Origin of the sequence: Aequorivita echinoideorum (assembly GCF_018476645.1) — a bacterium.
Lineage (GTDB): Bacteria > Bacteroidota > Bacteroidia > Flavobacteriales > Flavobacteriaceae > Aequorivita > Aequorivita echinoideorum.
The window spans coordinates 19120-38172 of the sequence record NZ_JAHCTB010000007.1; the positions used below are offsets into that span (position 1 = coordinate 19120).

Consider the following 19053-nt stretch of genomic DNA (forward strand, 5'->3'; position numbering starts at 1 on the left):
ATTCAGTATTCAGTATTCAGTATTCAGTTTTCAGTTCTCAGTTTTCGGTTCTCAGTAAAAAAATTTAAATTTTGCTAATTGCTAATTGCTAATTGCTAATTGCTAATTGCTAATTGCTAATTGCTAATTGCCAATTGCCAATTGCTCGGTCACGAATGTAATTCTTTTTTGAGGAAACGTGCGGTAAAGCTTTTTTTGCTTTCCGCTATTTCCTCGGGTGTTCCCAGTGCCATTATCTTTCCACCTTTTTTACCGCCATCTGGCCCAATATCAATTACATAATCAACGGTTTTTATTACATCGAGATTGTGTTCTATAATAAGCACCGTATTTCCTTTTTCAACTAACTTATTGAGAACCAACATCAATACGCGAATATCTTCAAAATGAAGCCCCGTTGTGGGTTCATCAAGAATATAGAAGGTATTTCCGGTATCCCTTTTTGAAAGTTCGGTTGCCAACTTTATACGTTGCGCCTCACCGCCAGAAAGCGTTGTGGATTGCTGGCCCAATGTTATATAGCCCAGACCCACATCCTGGATGGTCTTTACTTTTCTGTAAATCTTTGGAATATTTTCAAAAAAATCACAAGATTCATTTATGGTCATCGCCAAGACATCGTAAATTGATTTGCCTTTATATCTAATTTCCAGCGTTTCCCGATTGAAGCGTTTGCCTTGGCAGGTTTCACATTCCACATACACATCTGGTAAAAAATTCATTTCAATAACCCGAAGCCCCGCGCCCTTGCAGGTTTCACAGCGTCCACCAGAAACATTGAAGCTAAAACGGCCGGGTTTGTAACCACGGATTAAAGATTCCGGAGTTTTGGCAAAAAGATTTCGTATTTCAGAAAAAACGCCCGTATATGTGGCAGGATTGCTTCGTGGCGTGCGACCAATGGGCGACTGGTTTATATCTATTACTTTATCAATATTTTTTAGGCCTTCAATTTTTTTGTACGGCATCGGCTTTTTCACGCCATTGAAAAAATGGGCATTCAAAATAGGATAAAGCGTTTCATTGATCAACGTAGATTTTCCGCTTCCGGAAACCCCGGTCACGCCAATCATTTTTCCCAAAGGGAATTCCACCGAAATATTCTTCAAATTATTCCCGCTTGCGCCAGAAAGTTTCAACGTTTTTCCATTTCCCTCGCGCCGTTTTTTTGGAATTTCAATTTGCTTTCTTCCGTTAAGGTAGTCCGCAGTCAGTGTTTTATGCGTTTCTATTTCTTTTGGAGTGCCTTGTGAAACAATTTCGCCACCGTATTTTCCCGCGGCCGGTCCAATATCTATCACATAATCCGCACTTTCAATCATATCTTTATCGTGTTCTACAACAATTACTGAATTCCCTATTTCCTTCAATTGCTTCAGGGAATAAATCAAGCGTTCGTTATCCCGCTGGTGCAGACCAATACTGGGTTCGTCCAAAATATAAAGAACGCCAACAAGCTGCGAACCTATTTGCGTTGCCAGTCGAATCCTTTGCGCCTCGCCGCCAGAAAGTGATTTTGAACTCCTGTCTAAAGCCAGATAGGTAAGCCCTACATCTACCAAAAACTGAAGGCGCGTGCGCACTTCTTTTATAATTTCTGAAGCAATTTTTATTTGGGTTTCCGATAGGTCTTTTTCCAGATTTTTAAACCAATCCGCAAGCTCCACAACGTCCATATTGGCGAGTTCCGCAATGTTTTTCCCGTTTACTTTGAAGTAAAGCGATTCCTTTCTCAATCGCGTTCCATTGCACTCCGGGCACGGGATTTTATCCATATACTCCTTTGCCCAGCGCTTAAGCGAAGTAGATTCATTTGCTTCAAATGTATTCTGAATAAAAGTGGCAACGCCTTCAAAATCAATTTTATAGCTTCGGGTAATGCCAAGTGCTTTTGAGGCAATGTCAAATTTTTCATTTCCTCCGAAAAAAATTACGTCTTTGGCCTCCTTCGGAATGCTTTCAAAAGGGTCAGTTAACTTGAATTGGTACCGCTCCGCAATCAATTCCAATTGCTTGAAGACCCAATTTTGCTTTTGCGTGCCGTGGGGAGCCAGAGCCCCTTGTTTTATGGAAAGTTTTGGATTTGGCACAAGTTTGTTCAAATTCACTTCGTACAATTTCCCCAAACCTTTACAATTGGGGCACATTCCCTTAGGCGAATTGAACGAGAAATTATTCGGCTCCGGATTGGGGTATGAAATGCCAGATGTGGGGCACATCAAGGAACGACTGAAGTATCTAATTTCATTGGTGTCGTTGTCCAAAACCATCAGCACGTCCTCGCCGTGGTACATTGCCGTATTTATGGTTTCACTTAAACGTTTATTGTTATCGCTTTCATCAGAAATTTTCAACCGATCAATTACAATCTCTATATCGTGGGTTTTGTAGCGGTCAATCTTCATTCCCTTCACAATATCCCGAACCTCACCATCTACCCGCACTTTTAAAAATCCCTGCTTTGCAATTTGCTCAAAAAGCTCGCGGTAATGCCCTTTTCTACTGCGAACAATAGGGGCGAGGATACTCACTTTTTTATCATTGAAATCCTCGAGAATAAGCTGCTTTATCTGTTCGTCACTGTAGCTTACCATTTTTTCGCCCGTGTTGTAACTGTAGGCGTCACTAGCTCTGGCGTAAAATAGACGGAGAAAATCATAAATTTCAGTGATGGTACCTACCGTGGAGCGCGGACTTTTGCTGGTTGTTTTTTGCTCAATGGCGATAACTGGCGAGAGTCCATCAATTTTATCAACATCCGGTCGCTCGAGACTTCCCAAAAATTGTCTTGCGTATGCCGAAAAAGTCTCAATGTATCGGCGCTGGCCTTCGGCATAAATGGTATCAAAAGCCAATGAAGATTTTCCGCTGCCGGAGAGTCCTGTAATTACCACCAATTTTTCCCTTGGAATGCGTACATCAATGTTCTTTAAATTGTGCACCCGCGCGCCCAGAACCTCAATAAAATCTTCATTTTTTTCCATAGTTTGCAAAGGTACTCAATTGAATGGGAAATTCAGGGGTGACCGTATTCCGTTGATGTTAATTTTTAATTTATGGCTGAAACTTGAACTGTTGTTTTTGAAGATATTATTTTTCGTAGAGTAAATTTCTGCGAAACGTCAATAAAATGAAGACAAACAAGCTAATTACCAAAGAGTAATCAACGATTAAAACATAAACCGAAAATTGAAAAAGAATGCTTAGCAAAGGAAGCAAGATTCCAAGGCATAAAAGCATCAAGAAGAGGTAATAGAAATATGAAAATATTCTTGGTAATTTTTGACAATCTACCGAAGGGAAAATGTAGAGCGCAGGTAAAACCTCATTGGTTAAGTTTTCCCAGAGCTTTGCGAAAAAAACTTCATTGAAAGAAGATTTTTCGAATAAGGAATAATCAATATCGCGCGCCAATTTCAATATTTTTTCCTGATTTCTTTTTGTAACGGATTCAAGTTGAAGCGAATCCTTATAAAGTCCAAATTTATAGCCAAAAACGTAAGCCAAACCCTCTCCAGTTTTATGCTCTATCCATTTTGAAACCAAATTATTATCGTAGGCTAAAGGATACGTAACGGTTTCAGTCTTTTTGTATTCCTTATCTGAATTCATTAATAAGGATTTCAGTTCCAAATAAAGATTTTCGGTTTCATTGAAATGGTGTGTTTCCTGTAAAAATGAAATAGCTTTTTTGCTTTTCGCCTTATAAAATTCCTTCACGTCAAAAAATGTAAGCGTGGGAAAATCTTCTTCAATATATTCTCTGAGCCCCGGCATCCAAATATTTGAATTCACCAAAATGGCCGCAATATTTCTGAATTTATGCATTTTCTTGGTGGCATCAGTCACATTATTTCCTTTCGGTTTTTGGTCTTTGACTTTAAGAATTCCAAAGGCAAGAAAAACCATAAAAATGGCAACAAAAAAAGTACTGATGTATATAAAAATTGTTGTGCTTTGCCTAATGTTTTCACCGAACCCAGCAATATTTTCTACACTTTGCCAAAATAAGATGAAAAGCACCACGCAAATGATTGCGCTCGTTGCTACGGAGAAAAAAGTGTAATATTTTGAAATGGATTTGTTGCTCATAAACTTTATCCAAAGATCTTTCAGATTTTTTTTCTGAAGAAAATCTTTGCTTGCCGTTCAGCAAATATATTTAAAGCCACTATGTGAAAAACCAATTAGGGGCAAAATTGATAATGACCAAATCTAATCTATTTTATAGGTCATTTCCAAGCACTTTCGATGTAATGCGTAACTATTTCGCTAAGAAACCTTTTAACTTAATTTAGCTTAAAACCCAGCAGCAGTGTCATCCCCGCGTGGATCTGCGCCAGCCTGAAGTTGGCCATTAGCAAGAATAAGAATGGCATCCACCTTGCCAATAATGGGATCAGCAGCTTTATTTTCGGGGTATCCTTTGTCTTTCAAAGCATCAATCAAGGACGGATCAAATCTATTTTTTTCGTACCTAATGGCATCGGGAAGCCATTGATGATGAAAGCGTGGTGCTTTGACGGCCTGCTGCATATTCATATCAAATTCGTAAACATTTAAAATTGTTTGCAGTACGGATGTAATAATCGTGGCGCCGCCGGGAGTGCCCACAACCATATATAATTCTCCGTTCTTCTCAACAATTGTTGGCGTCATGGCGCTCAGCATTCTTTTTGCAGGAGCGATGGAATTTGCCTCGCCACCCGTAAGTCCGTACACATTTGGAACGCCTGGCTTTGCGCTGAAATCGTCCATTTCATTGTTTAAAAAAAAGCCCAATTCCTTCGCATATAATTTTGAACCATATTCAGAATTCAATGTAATGGTTGCAGAAACTGCATTTCCAAATTGGTCCACGATACTATAATGTGTAGTTTCAGAACTTTCGTACCCTTCAATTTTTCCGGGAGAAATTTCTTCGGAAGGGGTTGCTTTTTCAAATGAAAAGTTCATCATTCGCCGAAGTAGATATTCTTCCGAAAGTAATGAATCTGTTGGTATTTCAACAAAATCTGGATCTCCCAAATAGTTGCTTCGGTCCGCATATGCACGTTTTTCAGCTTCAGCTAAAAGTTGGATATATTCAATAGAATTATGCCCAAAACTTGAAATAGGGTAGGGTTCAATCATTTTTAGTATCTGGGCAAGGCAAATTCCGCCGCTCGATGGCGGCGACATAGAAATAATACGAAGATCTTTATAACTGAAAACAATGGGTTCCCGCCACTGGGCTTCGTAATTTTCCAAATCTTTTAAAGTGATAATACCGCCTTTGGATTTTAAAAAATCCACTAACTTTTTGCCCGTTTCCCCGCCATAGAATTCACGTCTGCCATTTTTTGAAATTCGGATTAATGTATTTGCCAATGCGGGATTTTTTAAAGTATCTCCAACCTGAAAATTTTCTGTAAATAGAAATTCACCGTCATTATATGTAAGAAATTCCTCCCGAAATTCTCTGAACCGCTCGGCCTGCATTTGCGTGACGGCAAAACCCTTTGTTGCCAGCTGAATTACGGGTTCCAAAAGTATTTCTATAGGCAGGGAACCAAATTTTTCGTGCACGGCAAAAAGTCCGGCCAAATTTGCGGGAACGCCAACGGCCAGACCTCCTCGCGTACTTTTTTCTGGTTGAAAGTTTCCGTTTTTGTCCAAATACATATTCCGCGATGCAGCGAGTGGTGCTTTTTCACGGTAATCCAGCGCACCTATTTCGCCATATTGCGTTCGGTAAACCATAAAACCACCGCCACCCAGCGAGCCGGCGTACGGATAACAAACGGCGAGCGCAAGTTCCGTGGCAATCATTGCGTCAAAGGCGTTGCCACCTTTTTGTAGAATTTCAGTTCCTATTTTTGAAGCCTCAGTACGGGCGGAAACGACCATCGCATTTTCAGCCGTAATGGGAGCAGCTTCAGTTACAAATGTTTCAGCTTCAACTATTTTTTCTTCTGAAATCTTTTTGCAAGATGAAAGCACTAGCACTGAAAGAAAAAGGATTTGCAAGAAATATTTCATAATTCCTGCAACTTTTTATTTGAAAAAAGAATCAATTCGTCAAAGAAAAGGGTGAATTCATTTTCAAATTCTTTATAAAATTGGTTGAGTTCATTTACCGCGAGATTCATTTTTGCGACACCCTTTGTGCGCACGTTCATTTGCGCCAATATTTGACCAATTCCTTCAATTGATGCATAGCTTAGCAGCCAATTGTCGGCAATCATGTACGGCATCATTTTTTGGATTCTGGGAGGGAGTTCCGTAAAATTCTTGCGAAGCAATTCATAAAAATTTTCTACATAAATATCCAAAGGTATTTTGCTGTATTTGTTCCAGTTTTTAGCCAAAAAGTGATCATACAGAATATCCACGATTACCCCGCTGTAATGGCCATAATTTTTGTGAAGCCTTGCCGTGCTTTGCCTCACAATTTCATGACTGTCTGTAAACGTATCAATTTCACGGTGCAGTAAAATGCCCTTTGCAACGGATGGTGGAAATTTTTCAAAACGGCTTCCCTTGATGCCATCGGCTATAAAGTTACCTATAATTACGTCTTCTTCGGGGCCGGAAAGGTAGATGTGGGCTAAAAAATTCATCTCCACAATTTACAAAATAGGCAGAAAGAAATCTGTTTTAAAAAGGTATCTTTGCCAAAAATTTTTCAGAAAATGACATTGATTAAATCTATTTCAGGAATACGCGGTACCATTGGCGGCACCCAAAGCGATAATTTGACTCCCATAGATGCTGTAAAATACGCAGCCGCATACGGTAGCTGGATAAAAAAGCAACGAAACAAGGACCGTTACAAAGTTGTTGTGGGCCGTGATGCGCGTATTTCAGGTGAAATGATACAGCAACTTGTCATGAACACGCTTGTGGGAATGGGAATCGATATTATTGATGTGGATCTTTCCACAACGCCCACGGTTGAAATGGCCGTGGCGATGGAGCACGCGGACGGCGGGATTATCCTTACCGCAAGCCATAACCCGAAACAATGGAATGCACTGAAATTGCTAAACAACAAAGGCGAATTTTTAAATGCGGAAGCAGGACAGGAAATTTTGGATATAGCTGAAAACGGATCGCTTGAATTTGCGGATGTTGATAATCTCGGGGAAATCACAAAAAACGATGCTTACATTGATCTGCATATAGATGAAATTTTGAATCTGGAACTTGTGGATGAGGAGCTGGTTAAAAATGCAAAATTGAAAGTGGTTGTGGATGCTGTCAATTCAACGGGTGGTATTACGGTTCCCTTGCTTTTAAAGGCTATGGGAGTAGAAACTATAAAGTTACATTGCACGCCAAATGGTAATTTTCCCCACAATCCGGAACCTTTGAAGGAACACTTGGGCGATTTAATGAAAATGGTGGTGGATGAACAAGCGGATTTCGGGATCGTGGTGGACCCAGATGTAGACAGACTTGCTTTTGTTGATGAAAATGGCGAAATGTTTGGCGAAGAATATACGCTGGTTGCAGTTGCCGATTATGTTTTGAAAAACAAAACGGGCAATACGGTTTCAAATATGTCATCCTCACGTGCGCTGCGTGACATTACTGAAAACCACGGCGGAAAATACACGGCGAGCGCGGTAGGAGAGGTTAATGTGGTTGAAAAAATGAAAGAAACGAAGGCGGTAATTGGTGGTGAAGGCAATGGTGGAATTATTTACCCAGAGCTTCATTATGGCCGCGACAGTCTGGTGGGGATTGCATTGTTCTTGACTTTTTTAGCTGATGAAAAAATATCGGTCAGTCAATTGCGGAAGAAATATACTTCCTATTTTATGAGCAAAAAGAAGATTGAACTCACGCCGCAACTAGATGTGGATTCTCTTTTGAAGAAAATGGAGTCGAAATATGCTTCGGAAGAAATTTCTACCATTGATGGTGTGAAAATAGATTTTGCTGAAAATTGGGTTCATTTAAGAAAATCAAACACGGAACCCATTATTAGAATTTACACCGAAGCAAAATCGCAGGAAGAGGCTGATACCTTGGCAGATAAATTTATTTCGGAAATTGAGGAAATGGCGGGACTTTGATCAATTTTGATTTCTAAGTTTCCAGCGTTTATGAGACCAAAGATAAAATTCCGGTTGGTGGTGGATTTGCTTCTCAATTTCATTCAAAAATTTTCGGGTAATTTCAAAATCTGGAAAATCTTTTGGTTTTTCAGCCAAAGGAATAAAACGCGCGGTGTAATAGCCGCGTTTTATTTTTTCAACGTGAAGATACATTGCTGAAAAATCCAGTTTTTTTGCAAGTTCCTCAGTTCCGGTAAATACGGGAACGTCAATTCCCATAAATGTATCGCGATGCTTGAAGGCACCCATTTTCGGAGTTTGGTCAGAAAGGATCAAGGTCAGTGATTTTTCTCCTTTTTTACTTCTTCGGAATAAAAGTGGAACTATTTTCCGGTTTGAAACGATGGTGGCGCCAAACCGTCCACGGATTTTCTTCACAAGTTTATCAAAATATCTATTGTCCAATTTCTTATAGACTGCAAAACCTTTGTAGGGCATCATTTTATTGAGAATCCCACTCCATTCCCAACTGGCGTAATGGCCGCACATTAAAAGAATGTTTCGGTCTTTTTGGTAATATTCTTCAAGAATATGGAGGTTTTCAAAATGAAATCTACTTTTTATTTCCGCTTCAGAAATGCTTATACTTTTAATAGTTTCAAAAATAATGTCGCACAAATGGCGGTAAAATTTCTCCGCGATTCTTTTGCGGTCTGCTTTTGGCATATTTGGGAAAACGAGCGCCAGATTTTCATTCACCACGTTTTTTCGATAACCGATTACGTAATAAACCAAATAAAAAAGCAGGGTGGATTTTATCTGAAGAATGCGCAAAGGCAAAAGTGAAATAAGCCAAAGCATTGGGTAAACCAATATGTAGAGCAATCTCTGCATTAAGAAATTTTGATACAAAACTACTTAAATTGAAGTTTTAATCTTGGACTTCACCTGTAATAATTAACGCTAAAAAAATGGTAAATTATCCGTTTTACGTTTTTCATTTCTAATTTTGCGTTGCAAACATTTTCAACTTAGTATGATGAACAACATCCATATTGCCACTATTATAATTATTTCGGCGAATGTTATTATTTCCTTGAAAGGATTTAACGATTTTTCGTTTTTTGAAAAATACAAATTCAATATTGGCGGAATTAGGCGTGGCGAGCAAGTGCGTATGGTAAGTGCTGGGTTTCTGCACGCCGATATGTCACACCTTTTATTTAACATGCTTACCCTATTTTTCTTTGCAAATGTGGTAATTAATGAAGTTGGTGTAACGCGTTTTGTGATTATTTATGTAGTGAGCTTGATTTTGGGTAATCTGTTGTCATTTTATTTCCATAAAGATGAATATCAATACAGTGCGGTTGGTGCTAGCGGTGCGGTAATGGGAATTTTATATTCAGCGATTTTATTTTACCCTGATATGGGGCTGTATTTATTTTTCATACCAATCGCAATACCGGCTTGGGTTTTTGGGATGGCATATTTGTTGTATTCCATCTACGGCATGAAAAAAAGGTTGGGAAACATTGGCCACGACGCACATATTGGTGGCGCCATTGGCGGTTATGCGCTTACGCTTCTTTTTGCACCATATTTATTGGAAACAAACTGGTGGATTGTAGCACTTTTGGCCATACCGCTTATAATCCTTTTCGTGATGCATAAACTTGGATACATTTAACTAAATAAAAAAAATGAAAAAACTCAGAATCCTCTCAGCAATTGTAGTATTAATTTTCACAAGCTCCATGATAGCCCAAAATCAAACACAGACACCCACAGTAGATGTTACCGGCGAAGGTATAGTGCGTGTAGTTCCGGATGAAGTAACTATTAACATTCGTGTTGAAAACACGGGCGAAAGCACACAATATTTAAAACAGCAAAACGATGCAATCATCAATGAAGTTTTAAAATTTCTGAAAAAAATGGGCATTGCAGATAAAGATGTGAAAACGGAATACATAACGCTCAATAAAAACTACGATTACAATACAAAAACCTACACTTTTGCCGCAAACCAATCGCTTTCCGTAAAATTACGTGATCTTAAAAAATATGAAGAATTAATGAAAGGTCTATTGGACAGCGGGATAAACAGAATTGACGGTGTTCAATTTTCGTCGTCTAATAATGAGGCATTGGAAAGTCAGGCCCGAAAGAAAGCAGTAGAAAATGCACAGATGAAAGCAAAGGAATATGCAACGGTTTTGGGTCAAAGTATTGGCAAAGCGGTTTCCATCAGTGAATATAAAAATGTGAGCGGGCCCCAGCCTATGTACAAAATGGCAATGAGTGATTCCTCGGGAGGGGATTCCCAGTCTATTTCATTGGGTGAAATGGAAATTAGAACCACTGTAAATGTAAGTTTCCTTTTAAACTAAGCTTGAAACTGAATAAAAAAACCTCGGCGAATTTTCGCCGAGGTTTTTTTTTGGGGAAATATTTTGACCAATTTATTCGCCCAGTAAAGAAGCTATTTTTTGTTCCAAGGCGGGACCGCGTAAATTTTTGTCTATAATCATTCCGTTTTCATCCAGCAAAAAAGTTGCGGGAATAGAACGTACACTATACATCTGCGCAATAGGATCTTGCCAGAATTGTAGGTTTGAAACGTGATACCAATCCATTTTATCATCTTCGATTGCTTTAAGCCACTTATCTTTTGCTTCTGCTTTATCCAGCGATACACTTATAATGTTGAGACCCTTATCGTGATATTTGTTATACACATTCACAACATTTGGATTCTCCATACGGCAAGGTTTGCACCAAGAAGCCCAGAAATCAATAATTGTGTATTTTCCCATCGCATCCTTTAACGAAAGGGTTTTGCCAGAAGGAGTAGGGGCGCTAAAGGCTGGTGCCATACTGCCTACATCCGCCTTTTGCATCTTGGCAAGATTTTCCTTCAAATCTGTGGTAATTTCAGATGAAGCAATTTTTGGACTCAGGTTTTGAACAAATTCGGAAGCTTCACTTGGGGAAATTTCATTTCTGCTAACCATTTCAGAAATAAGCATTACCGCGAAAAGTGTATTGTTGTTTTCTTCCAAAAATTTCTTTTTGAATTTTGTTTCATCTTCAACAATCGCCATATTATCTGCTTGGAGTTTCGCAATCATTTCAGAATTATTTTGCTGTCTCGCTTGTTTGAAATCTTCCATCATTTGCTGTCTCTTTGCTGTAAATGAAGCAATTTCAGAAGCAAATTTGCTGTACGCATCATTTTGGGCCCCGCCAGTAACACGGGAAGCATTGATACTATCTTTATAGATTTTCGCCTTTAAATCTGCATTTTCGGGGAAGTAAATAATAGTTCCATTCACTCCATCTATTCTCAGGAAATTAAGGTCTACGCCTTCTTTTTTTGGATAGGTGGCGGAAAATTTTTCTTTTTGAATGGTAATGGTGTCGATTACCTTGGGCTGTTTGTTTTCAAAAGTATAAACAAGGATTTCTGTTCCATCTGCAAAACCAATGGCTTCACCCTTAAGTTCGAAAGTATTGGTATCCTTTTTGCAAGACACCATGATAATTGATAATGTAATGAACAATGCAAAAATGCGTCTCATAATATGCTGTAATTTTAAATTTGCGCAAAAGTAGCAGATTATTATTTTAATCGCAGTTGAAACTATTGATTATTTGAGAATTATTAACATACTATCGCACCAATAACACGTACATTTATCCATTGAAGTTATGTTGAATATGAAAAACAATACAAAGGATTTTCCGCTTAAAATCAATATTGGTTTTAAAAAAGTTTTTGACGCCTACAGGCAAAAGGTTGCAGATGGCGAGGTGCGAGCTTCCATTGCTGAGGAGATTTTTGAGATAGAGAGAAAACATCCCATTCTTTCTGAAGGTATTACCGATTTTGAGAAATTGGAAGATTACAGTGAGGAAATTGACATAGTTCTGGACCAACTTTTTCCACCCTTGGCGCAAAAAAATGAGATTAAGATTGCGACCGTGCCATTTCAACAAGGGGAATTCAAGAGTACAAAGCGATATAAAGATATTGCGAAGGACGCCGGTGAAGGTTTTCACTTAGACATTATCGATTTTGACGATGATGAAATGTATATAATGGGTTGCAGCATCATACTTCAATATTATTATGGGTATAAAATAGATTTCAAAAGGTCTTTTTATTACAATATTCCTGATGCACGCGGTATCATCAAAAACTACCGAATGTTATACAATGGTGACTTCGTTGAAATTGAAAAGACCGATGCCGCCCCTCAAATTACCGATGAAGATTTAAATGAGCTTTTAGAAAGTTTTGATGATATTTCAACTTGGAAAATTAAATTTCCTCCCCAAAGCTACATTTTTAATGGGTTTGTTATCGCTTCACTTTTTGACGTTACCACAGATGTTTCCATTTCAGACTTCAAAACAAATCTTTTACGGTTAGAAACCACCGGTGGCTTGGAGAATACAGATTTCAGTAGAATTTTTCGTTCCATTTTCGATCTCAAGGATTTAAGGATAGGGTTTGCGGATTATAATGAAGAGGATAAAACTTTTGAGAGAAATCTTTTTAAGGAAATTCCGAGTTTTATTCTGAATGAGAAAAAATCTGAGATCAGTAAAGAAGCTCTTTGCAATGCTTCCTATTATACGCTTTTCAAGCAAAAGGAGTTTTATTGCATTACCGATGCGGAACGTTATCACAGTTTATATCCCGAAAATCCACTTTACAAAAAAATGCTGGAACAAGGATTAAAGAGTGCCATTTTCGCGGCCATTGTTTCAAATAATAAAATTCTTGGAATTCTGGAACTTGTTTCACCCAATGCAAAAGATTTGAACACAATCAACGCCAATAAGTTGCGTGATATTATGCCTTTTCTCGTGGATACCGTAAAACGTAGCAAAGATAATTTGGAAAATGAATTGGAATTAATTATTCAAGAGGAGTGTACTGCAATCCACGCAAGCGTACATTGGAAATTTAGACAGGAGGCCAAGCGTTATTTCAATTCAATTTCAGAAGGAAGTCCCACAATTTTTCAGGAAATTGTTTTTGAGGACGTGTATCCCCTTTACGGGCAAACGGACATCAAAGGTTCTTCAGAAGCTCGAAATGAAGCAACAAAAAAGGATTTGATTCTTCAACTGGAATATATTTCAGAAGTAATAAAAAAATTAAATGCCGTTCAGAATTTACCTATTTTGGATCAAATAGAATTTACCATTCAAACTTTTTTGAATGAGATTACAGAAAATTTACAGGTAGATACGGAACGAAAAATAATGAATTTTCTAGTCACTGAAATCATTCCATTTTTTAAATATATAGGTGAAAAGAATCAAACCTATAGAATTCTGGTGGAGGATTACTACAAATTGATTGACGTAAATACTGGCTTCGTTTACAAAAATAGAAAGGATTACGATGAATCTGTAATGCTAATAAACAAACGGCTTGCGGCTATACTGGATAAAAAACAACAAGAAGCACAGCGCATGTATCCGCATTATTTTGAGCGTTTTAAAACGGACGGTGTGGAGCATAATCTATATATCGGCGAGGCCATTACCAAGGACAATTCTTTCAACAAAATATATTTGAATAACTTGAAATTATGGCAGTTACAGGTTATCTGCGAAATGGAAAATAATTTTTACAAATTCAAGGATAAACTTCCGGTGTCGCTGGATGTAGCATCCATGATTTTGGCATTCAATGGTTCGCTTTCATTGCGTTTTAGAATGGACGAAAAACGTTTTGATGTAGACGGAACCTACAATGCCAGATATGAAGTTGTAAAAAAGCGTGTGGACAAAGCGCACATAAAAAATACTGACGAAAGGGTAACACAGCCCGGAAAAATTTCAATCATTTATTCCCAAAAAGAGGATGAGGTTGAATATATGAAATACATTCAATTTCTTCAGCACCAAAAACTACTTGATACTGATGCTGAAATCGTTGAAGTTGAAGATTTACAAGGTGTTACCGGACTGAAGGCGATTCGAGTAAGTGTCCTGTATTCAAAAAATATCGATAAGGTAAAGGAATATTATACCTACGAAGATTTGATTTCAGAAATACAGGAATAAAATTACCCCTTCCAATAGAAGAAAATCGCAAAGGATATCAGTGAAATAATAGTTCCAGCTACGAATATAGTGTAGGTAAGCCTCAAAATTCTATATTTTCTATCAAGAACTTTTCCTAGAAAATATAAATCCTTTGTGAGGGAATTATACATATAATCCCTGTCTTTTAGCATTTCATCAATCGCCCATTCATATTGGTCCAGTTCCATTTTGTGGAAATTCCCGAAGAATGCCAGATTAACACTTTTGTTCTCAACATCTTCTTTGGTGAATTCGCCACGGGTTACGTTGGGACGCGTGGCAATAACCGCAAGGATCATGGTTATGGCACTAAAAAGTACAAAAATGGCGGTGGGTATAATAAGGTAATTGTTATTGTCCAATTTTGAAATAAGATTGGAAAGCACCAACGATATAATGATGGCATTAACGGAAAGCATAATGTTTGCCTTGGTATCTGCTATATCACTTAACTTTATATGGTTTCGGAGCGCCACACGATAAAAAGTCTGGATTCCCCTGTCTGGACTTTCGTTTTTGTATTTCGCTTTTAATTTTGCTTTAGTGCGTTCGCGGCTTAATTTTTCTTTACTTTTTCTCCGATCCTTCATCAAATCGGCCAGGTTATCTTCCTTTACGGGCTGCCATTTTTTGAGCGCATAGTCGGTATAAAACTTATGTTCTTCAATGAACATTTTTATATTTTCGTTTCGCCATTCTTTGGGCGTATAATTATGCACGTTTTGGGAAATATATTCCTGTCTCAAAAATTCGCTGGCCTCTTCAAAATAGTCCTTACCCAAGTGCGATGAGTCCGCATCCCGGATAATCTCTTCCAATTTATTTTTCGGCGTGGTATTTTTAAATTCGGTGGCTAGAATACATTTTTCAACACCTTCGATTATATCTTTTTCGACATTCTGGGAAGTCAAAAATTCATTGGCGATTTTTGCGCTTTCTATTTCATGGCCTTTTCGCTTAACCGTATATCCCGTATCGTGGAGCAAAGCCGCCAATCGCAGTATTGTAGCATCTTTAACATTAATTTGTGAATGTTCAATAATTTCATTTATACTTTTATAAACACGTTTTGAGTGGGTATAATTATGGTAAATAAATGTACTTGGAAGCTTGTCTTTAAAGAGTTGCAAAACAAAATTATCAGTAGCTTCAATAATATCGCTCATAGGTTTCAAATTATCAATCCAAAGTACTAAAATTTAAAAGTCCAAACAGCCATATGGTTAAAATTAACATCTTTATAACTTTTGTATCCGCACTCTTATTAACTTCCTGTGCCACTTACAAACCTCAATATGCTACTCCACAAGACAAAACTTTCCAAACACCTAATAAAGAGATAGACAAAACATTCTTTTTAATGGGAAATACAGGGAACGATGAATCCAAAAAATCTGCTTCCCTACAAGCGCTTCAAAAATATGTTTCTGAAAATAATACCGAAGATAGTTATGTGCTATTTCTTGGGAATAGTTTTTATCCATCTGGAATGATACCGAAGGATGAAAAGCTGAAAGCAAAAGCCGAAATTGCCATGCAGAAACAGGTAGATGCGTTGAAGGATTTTAAAGGAAAAGTCGTAGTAGTACCGGGAAACCTAGACTGGAAAAGCGGAGTTGATGGATTGGAACTTGAGGAGGATTTTTTGAAAGCACGCTATAATGATGCAGACATCCTGCAGCCCAATAATGGTTGCCCTATGGAAAGCATTGATATTAATGAAGATGTACAACTTATTATAGTTGATACACAATGGTATTTGGAAGATTGGGATGATTATCCAAAAATGAATGACAAGTGCGATATAAAAACACGTCAAAAACTTTTCATTGAGATTGAAAATGAAATAAAGAAAAATGCCCACCGCACTATTGTTTTTGCTATGTTTCATCCTTTGATAACAAATGGGCAACTCGGCGGCCAATATCCCTTGATACACAAAGATGTTTTAAGTACGTTAATAAAGCCAATCAAAACGCAAGGGGCTATCTCAAAGCAGGATCGTTACAACGAACGATACAATGAATTTATGAGCAGAATGGAGGTTTTGACGAAGGATTTGAACAGGCTCATTTTTGTTTCCGGCGCAGAGAAATCACTCCAGTATATTGAAAAACCACGAGCAAAGCAAATTATCTCAGGTGCCGCCAATGATACTACAGCGGCGCGATTGGGTCAATTCGGTAAATTCAGTTATGGCGGAAATGGATTCGCCAGACTTGACGTAAATAAAGACGGTTCATCAAACGTAACTTTTTTAAAGGCAAAAAATGATGGAACATCTGAAGTTCTCTATCAAGCTGAAATTTTTCCCGCAGAAAAGGAGTATGATCTTTCAAAAGTTCCAAATTCATTTCCCGCAACGGTAAGGGCTTCAGTTTATGAAGATTCGCAGGTTGAAAAAACAGGTTTCTTCAAAACACTTTGGGGTGAACACTACCGAAAAATATACGGCACTGATGTTACCGCAAAAGTCGCTGTCCTGGATACACTATACGGCGGTCTGAAAGTTATTCGTCCTGGCGGTGGGCACCAGACACGCTCTCTTCGATTGGAAGATAAAGATGGAAAAACCTATAACATGAGAGCTCTGGAGAAAAGCGCAGTGCAATTTTTGCAGACCGTTATAATTAAGGACAAAGAAATTGAAGCGGATTTTGTGAATACAATTCCTGAAGAATTGATTCAGGATTTCTATACTGCCGCCCATCCCTACGGCGCATTTGCTATTCCAAAACTTGCGGATGGTGCAGGAGTGTTGCACACCAATCCAAAACTTTTCTGGGTGCCGAAGCAAAAAGCATTAGGTAAATACAATGAAAACTACGGCGATGAACTCTACATGATCGTAGAACGTCCCGATAAAGAATTTGATGGTGAAATCTTCGGAAATGCGGATGACGTTGAAAGTACGGATGACCTTTTGGCAAAATTAAGAGAGGATGAAAAGTATAGACTTGATGAAAAAGCCTATGTACGCGCCAGAATTTTTGATATGTTGATAGGAGATTGGGACAGGCATAACGACCAGTGGCGTTTTGCACAGCACAAAAATGATGATGGCTCGTCCACTTTTATCCCCATTCCTCGGGATAGGGATCAGGTTTTCTCAAATTTTGATGGTGGATTGCTGGATGTTGCGCGCACACTTTTTAATACCTCACGTCAATTTCAAGTGTATGGTGAAGAGTTGAAACATACCAAATGGTTCAATTCTGCGGGAATAAAATTGGACAATGCACTCATCAATAATGTAACAAGAGAGGAATGGATTGCCGAAGCGCAGGCAATTCAAAATGGAGTTACGGATCAAATTATTGAAGAAGCATTTGACGATTTACCTAAAGAAGCCCAAGATGAATCAGCTTCAGAATTAAAACAAAAATTGAAAGGCAGAAGAGATAATATCGTAAAAATTACGGAAGAATACTACGAGTATTTCTCAAAATTGCAAGTGCTTACCGGAACTGATAAAGATGATTATCTTGAAGTCACCCGATTGCCAGAAGGTAAAACGAATATCAAGATCTATCGTTTAAAGGATGGTGAAAAAGCGGATTTATTGGTCGATAGAACATTTGATGCGAAGGAAACAAAGGAAATTTGGCTCTACGGTCTGGATGATGATGATGTTTTTGATGTGAAAGGTGATGGCAATAAGCCAATTTTCCTAAGGATAATTGGTGGTCAAAATAATGACACCTATAAAATTTCAAATGGAAGAAAGGTTAAAGTATACGACCAAAAAAGCAAGAATAACACAATTGAAGAAAAAGGCGGTGCCAGCTTTAGATTGACTGATAATTACGATTTCAACACATATAATTATCAAAAACAGATACAATCTATCAATCTTTTGGCACCATCTGTAGGCTTCAATCCAGATGATGGAATACAAGTTGGACTTACAAATACATTCACGCTCAATGGCTTTCAGCGCAATCCTTTCACGCAACAGCACAGAATAGGTTTTGGATATTATTTTGCTACAAACAGTTTTGATTTGGATTACGAAGGACAATTTGCCAATATTTTTGGAAGCTGGAACTTTTTAATTGGCGGATACTATAAAAATGCCAACTTCGCTGAAAACTTCTTCGGTATAGGTAATGAAACCATTAATCCGCAATATGAATTTGATTTTGATAGAGATTACAACCGTGTAAGAATTGGCGGTTATGGCGCCAATATTGGAATTGTAAAAGATTCGCCTTACGGAAGTTTTTATCAATTTAAAGCAATTTTTGAAGGAATTGAAGTAGAAGGCACTGATGGAAGGTTTATCACAGATTTGCCCGTTCCTCCCACAGAATTAGATGAGACCCAATTTTTCGCCACTGCGGAAGGAACCTACGGTTATGAAAGTTACGATAACAAAGTAAACCCCACCAAAGGAATGCGCTTCGACTTGAGCGTGGGAGCCACTCAAAATATTGACGATGAAGACGCCATTTTTGGATATGTAAAGCCAAGAATTATATTTTACAATGCATTATCGAAAAATAGAAAGTTTGTTTTAAGAACTGATTTCCGCAGTCAAATAAATATTGGTAACAATTACGAATTCTACCAGGCTGCGCAATTGGGAGGCGATAATGGCTTACGCGGGTATAGAAACGAGCGATTTACCGGAAGGACATCTGCTGTGGGAAGTGGTGATATTTTGTATAATTTCAATAGATTTAGAACGGCCCTAACTCCGGTACAAATTGCCATTTTTGGTGGTTACGACGTGGGAAGAGTTTGGGTGCGAAATGACACGTCAGATGTATGGCATAGTTCTTTTGGTGGTGGCTTATTGGTAAATGCCGCGGATGTTATAAGTGGAAAATTTAACTTATTTACGGGAGGTGAAGGACTGCGCTTTACGTTTGGTCTTGCATTTTCAATGTAATAT

At 38.2% G+C, this 19053-nt stretch carries 12 protein-coding genes; 5 read left to right on the forward strand and 7 right to left on the reverse strand.

Annotated elements, in window-relative coordinates:
- Positions 1–149: 149 nt before the first annotated feature.
- The 4 genes from uvrA to KIV10_RS13330 all read right to left on the reverse strand — a co-directional run bounded on the left by uvrA (position 150) and on the right by KIV10_RS13330 (position 6602).
- Complete coding sequence (gene uvrA / locus KIV10_RS13315; protein WP_214114553.1) at positions 150–2984, reverse strand: excinuclease ABC subunit UvrA; 2835 nt, start codon at positions 2982–2984, stop codon at positions 150–152.
- 106 nt (positions 2985–3090) lie between these two features.
- Entirely contained in the window at positions 3091–4092 is a 1002-nt protein-coding gene (locus KIV10_RS13320) for a hypothetical protein (RefSeq protein ID WP_214114555.1), read from the reverse strand.
- A 207-nt stretch (positions 4093–4299) separates the two neighbouring features.
- Positions 4300–6021, reverse strand: coding sequence for a gamma-glutamyltransferase (gene ggt, locus KIV10_RS13325; protein ID WP_214114557.1), 1722 nt, complete (start codon positions 6019–6021; stop codon positions 4300–4302).
- Positions 6018–6602: an acyl carrier protein phosphodiesterase gene (locus KIV10_RS13330; protein ID WP_214114559.1), complete on the reverse strand. Its 585-nt coding sequence runs from the start codon at positions 6600–6602 to the stop codon at positions 6018–6020. The genes ggt and KIV10_RS13330 overlap by 4 nt, the downstream gene beginning before the upstream one ends.
- 72 nt (positions 6603–6674) lie before the next feature.
- Between KIV10_RS13330 and glmM the strand changes: the two genes are divergently transcribed.
- Positions 6675–8063: a phosphoglucosamine mutase gene (glmM, locus tag KIV10_RS13335; protein ID WP_214114561.1), complete on the forward strand. Its 1389-nt coding sequence runs from the start codon at positions 6675–6677 to the stop codon at positions 8061–8063.
- Here the strand turns inward: glmM and KIV10_RS13340 are convergent, their stop codons facing one another.
- Complete coding sequence (locus KIV10_RS13340; RefSeq protein WP_214114563.1) at positions 8064–8939, reverse strand: lysophospholipid acyltransferase family protein; 876 nt, start codon at positions 8937–8939, stop codon at positions 8064–8066.
- Between the two features lie 145 nt (positions 8940–9084).
- Between KIV10_RS13340 and KIV10_RS13345 the strand changes: the two genes are divergently transcribed.
- Both KIV10_RS13345 and KIV10_RS13350 read left to right on the forward strand, forming a co-directional pair.
- Positions 9085–9735, forward strand: a complete 651-nt coding sequence (locus KIV10_RS13345) for a rhomboid family intramembrane serine protease (RefSeq protein WP_214114565.1) — start codon at positions 9085–9087, stop codon at positions 9733–9735.
- Between the two features lie 13 nt (positions 9736–9748).
- On the forward strand, positions 9749–10438 hold the full coding sequence (locus KIV10_RS13350) for an SIMPL domain-containing protein (protein ID WP_214114567.1): 690 nt from the start codon (positions 9749–9751) through the stop codon (positions 10436–10438).
- Between the two features lie 72 nt (positions 10439–10510).
- Here the strand turns inward: KIV10_RS13350 and KIV10_RS13355 are convergent, their stop codons facing one another.
- Complete coding sequence (locus KIV10_RS13355) at positions 10511–11629, reverse strand: TlpA disulfide reductase family protein (protein ID WP_214114568.1); 1119 nt, start codon at positions 11627–11629, stop codon at positions 10511–10513.
- 139 nt (positions 11630–11768) lie between these two features.
- On the opposite strand from KIV10_RS13355, the gene KIV10_RS13360 reads away from it, so the two are divergent.
- The gene (locus KIV10_RS13360; protein WP_214114570.1) at positions 11769–14135 is read left to right on the forward strand and encodes a GAF domain-containing protein; all 2367 of its coding nucleotides are present in this window, start codon (positions 11769–11771) and stop codon (positions 14133–14135) included.
- A gap of 2 nt (positions 14136–14137) precedes the next feature.
- On the opposite strand, the gene KIV10_RS13365 is transcribed toward KIV10_RS13360, so the two are convergent.
- The gene (locus KIV10_RS13365; protein ID WP_214114572.1) at positions 14138–15322 is read right to left on the reverse strand and encodes a Pycsar system effector family protein; all 1185 of its coding nucleotides are present in this window, start codon (positions 15320–15322) and stop codon (positions 14138–14140) included.
- A 53-nt stretch (positions 15323–15375) separates the two neighbouring features.
- On the opposite strand from KIV10_RS13365, the gene KIV10_RS13370 reads away from it, so the two are divergent.
- Positions 15376–19050 (forward strand): BamA/TamA family outer membrane protein, encoded by a 3675-nt coding sequence (locus KIV10_RS13370; RefSeq protein ID WP_214114574.1) that lies wholly within the window; start codon positions 15376–15378, stop codon positions 19048–19050.
- Positions 19051–19053 lie beyond the last annotated feature (3 nt).